Genomic DNA, 1,663 nt, shown 5'->3' with positions numbered 1-1,663 from the left:
AAACTATAGTTTTATGGGAATAACAATGGATTAATAATTGAAATATATCGCATATCGATATATAATTCATAAAAACACCAAGTGATATCAAGCTTTGATTAAGAATTTTAATAGTAAGTTGGCTGAAGATGTGTTTAATGGAGTATCTACTAGATATTCTAGAAAGCTTCCGACAAATCTACATTCACTTGCAGTTAGAAAATTGGATCAGCTAAATGCTGTCACTAAAATTGAAGACTTGAATGTGCCGCCAAACAATAAATTGGAAAAACTAAAGGGCAAGCTATCAGATTGTTGGTCAATACGGATTAATAATCAGTATCGTATTATATTCAAGTGGATTCAGAATAGTGCAGTAGACGTTGATATTGTTGATTATCATTGAGGAGCGATAAAATGAGACTTCCAACCACAAGACAACCAACCCATGCCGGTGAAATTCTTTTAAAAGACTTTTTGGAACCAATGGGGATAACACAGTCCAAATTTGCAAAACATTTAGGGTGGACATATGCAAGGGTTAACGAAATTGTAAATGGCAAGCGAGGAATTACTGCTGATACTGCTTTAGCATTTGCTGAAGCGTTTAATATGGAGGCTGAATTTTGGTTAAACTTGCAATTAGCCTATGATCTGTGGAACGCCAAACAGAAACATACACCGATTGACCCTATTGCTGCATAAAGTTTTTGGCGTTGTCAATATTGACTGGCGTAACGGGCTATGGGTGAGCAGACCAATTAAGTTAGGTTGTAGTCTGTGGCGACCGTTTTGTTAGGTAGCTTTTTAGTTGTGATATAAACTCTGGAAAGCCATGTTTTTTCAAAGTTTTTGCAAGATATTTTGATGCGATGTGATGTTTTGAAATACAGATTACCCTGCCTTGGGAGTTAAGATTGTCATTAAAATGGTTGGGTATTGTAAATTCTGCGATTGGCACTCGTTTGAATTGATATTTAATGTAGTCAATCAGCTCATTAATACCATATAGTGACTCGGAAAATACAAAAGTATACCAATTCTCATCAATATAATTTAAAGCGTTTCTGTTGAACTGATATGATGTTATGTCAGCATTGAAGGTATAGTCTATTGTAACCACATTAAAAAACAACAAAGCAAAGCTGCTTGATGTTGTCAATGAGCTTAATACGGAGTTTGAAAGCCTAGCAATAAAGCATGCTATCAACGTTTCAGACATTTGGGATATATGTAATAACGCCAGATATAATCTCGATGGCAATCAGTATGATCTTAATCTGATTAAGTTCTATGATAAACATGGAGATTGCTTTGATGATATTGAAGATGATGTGCTAAACACTATTGCTAAAGTACATCGATCAAGCTCTTTAATCGAAACGCTTAACAGCCGATTAAGACCTTATCTTGATCCTCGCAAAGGATTTAAAAAAGAGCGATTTGAACTCATTCAATTCGCTCTTAATCACATCCCTTTAATGCGCTCTGCTAACGAAAAAATGAAAGGCAAATCAACGGCTGAGATATTTACTCAAGTTGATCATATTGACTTCATCTCTTTGTTAGGTTTTCAGCGATTTAAAAGAGTCGCGTAAGTTACCTAAATTTTTAAACATCATGTGTACGAGTAAAGCATACCAAAATGGGGGGAATTCGTCACGCATTGTGTTTACTAAAATAC

Annotated in this window: 3 protein-coding genes; all 3 read left to right on the top strand. The window is 35.1% G+C overall.

Annotated elements, in window-relative coordinates; genetic code table 11:
* The first annotated feature begins 94 nt into the window (after window positions 1-94).
* The 3 genes from DNK84_RS10170 (at window position 95) to DNK84_RS10155 (ending at window position 1,577) form a co-directional block, all read left to right on the top strand.
* The gene (locus DNK84_RS10170) at window positions 95-385 is read left to right on the top strand and encodes a type II toxin-antitoxin system RelE/ParE family toxin (RefSeq protein ID WP_119344407.1); all 291 of its coding nucleotides are present in this window, start codon (window positions 95-97) and stop codon (window positions 383-385) included.
* 11 nt (window positions 386-396) lie between these two features.
* Window positions 397-684 (top strand): HigA family addiction module antitoxin, encoded by a 288-nt coding sequence (locus tag DNK84_RS10165; protein ID WP_119344406.1) that lies wholly within the window; start codon window positions 397-399, stop codon window positions 682-684.
* A gap of 629 nt (window positions 685-1,313) precedes the next feature.
* Window positions 1,314-1,577, top strand: coding sequence for a hypothetical protein (locus DNK84_RS10155; RefSeq protein ID WP_119344404.1), 264 nt, complete (start codon window positions 1,314-1,316; stop codon window positions 1,575-1,577).
* Window positions 1,578-1,663: the final 86 nt, after the last annotated feature.

The organism is Facilibium subflavum (genome assembly GCF_003574485.1).
Taxonomy (GTDB): domain Bacteria; phylum Pseudomonadota; class Gammaproteobacteria; order Francisellales; family Francisellaceae; genus Facilibium; species Facilibium subflavum.
This window is presented reverse-complemented; position numbering and strand designations above follow the sequence as displayed.